At 37.2% G+C, this 1,319-nt stretch carries 3 protein-coding genes; all 3 read right to left on the bottom strand.

The window, feature by feature from the left end; all coding sequences use genetic code 11:
- Window positions 1-5: 5 nt before the first annotated feature.
- Window positions 6-512 (bottom strand): hypothetical protein, encoded by a 507-nt coding sequence (locus P20480_RS14945; protein ID WP_008127174.1) that lies wholly within the window; start codon window positions 510-512, stop codon window positions 6-8.
- 117 nt (window positions 513-629) lie between these two features.
- Window positions 630-935, bottom strand: coding sequence for a hypothetical protein (locus P20480_RS14950; RefSeq protein WP_008127173.1), 306 nt, complete (start codon window positions 933-935; stop codon window positions 630-632).
- A 46-nt stretch (window positions 936-981) separates the two neighbouring features.
- On the bottom strand, window positions 982-1,319 hold a 338-nt coding region (locus tag P20480_RS19735), incomplete at its 5' end, for a hypothetical protein (protein WP_033024992.1).

Below are 1,319 nucleotides of genomic sequence, written 5' to 3'. Positions count from 1 at the left end.
TCAAGCTATTTAACCACAAGTTTAACGGATTTACCTACATTAAGTCTGTGTGATACCAGAAATATATCTAATGTTAAATTTAATGGCTCTATCTTTGATTTTTGAGGCTCTAGCCAAGGGAATACCAATTTCATTACTCCATTATCTATACGTCCAGTCATGGGCGTATCCGGAAATATTAAATCAGGTTGTTTTCCTTCGGTGAGTCTAACGTAAACACCAAAATCTGAAATTTTATATGAACTGCTTTCTGGAAGAGATACGCTTAACTCTATAATTCCGAAATCAGAACAAGCTGAACTTCGTTTGCCTGATCCCCGAGACAAACTACCTAATTCCACTACTGGCTCTGGCACTAGCTCCCAAAAGTAACCGTTTTCGGGTTGTTCAAGGGTAACCGCATTCCAACTATCGGGAATTGGGGTAAACATTCTCCAACCAGCAATTGAACAGGCAAGACTGTTGAATGAGACCAGATTACAAAGTAGTAAAAATAATAGTGAGTATTTCACCGAGATTTCCTTGCTTGCTAACGCCCTAATAACGGGCAAAAAATTGTTGGCTAAAATGTTGAGGAACGAAAACAGCCAACTGTTTTTTGTCCTGTTAATTTGTTTGTTATGCGTACATTACTGTAAATATGCTAGGGCTAATTGTAGCAATACCACTGCACCCATTAAGTACATATTAAATAATCTAAATTTTTCGAACCGTCTTACTTTTTCATCGGCTACGGTTGAAAAAAATCCTGTTTTAAGTGATTCGCTTAAATTTGCATTTGTAACAGACCACTGAGAACCACCTAAAGAGGTATGAGATAATTTTTCCCATTCTTCTGGGTAGGTATAAGATAAATACTTACACATATCTTTGAATTTTTTTATTTGAACAAAAACAAGCATAGATAAAAAAATTAAAGGGATAAAACTTTCCATTTACCTGAAACCTCCTGTACGCATAACGCATAAATCAGCGGCAGCTTTATGCTGTCCGCTGGGTTTTCTTGTTATGCTTGACCAACTTATTTCGCTTAAGCGTCCTTAACAACCTAAATAACCTATATCTAGTTGTCGGGTGGAGAGAGTGCGACTCAACAACTTCTTCAGTATTGTTGAAGAGCGCTTTTGCAATGGCTCTTCCTGTCGATAGTAGTTCATATGCTTGATCATTGTTGATTGTATAGAAGATTCCTTCCTTATCCTCTTGACCTGAATACTCAGAGCCGAACTTTCTAGCGATTAATGCTTCTCGAAGACTATTTCTATCGTTTTTTAATTGAATTACACCGAACAAGGCCGGATTATATAGTGGCCATTCAG

Source organism: Pseudoalteromonas sp. BSi20480, from assembly GCF_000241365.1.
Taxonomy (GTDB): domain Bacteria; phylum Pseudomonadota; class Gammaproteobacteria; order Enterobacterales; family Alteromonadaceae; genus Pseudoalteromonas; species Pseudoalteromonas marina.
This window is presented reverse-complemented; position numbering and strand designations above follow the sequence as displayed.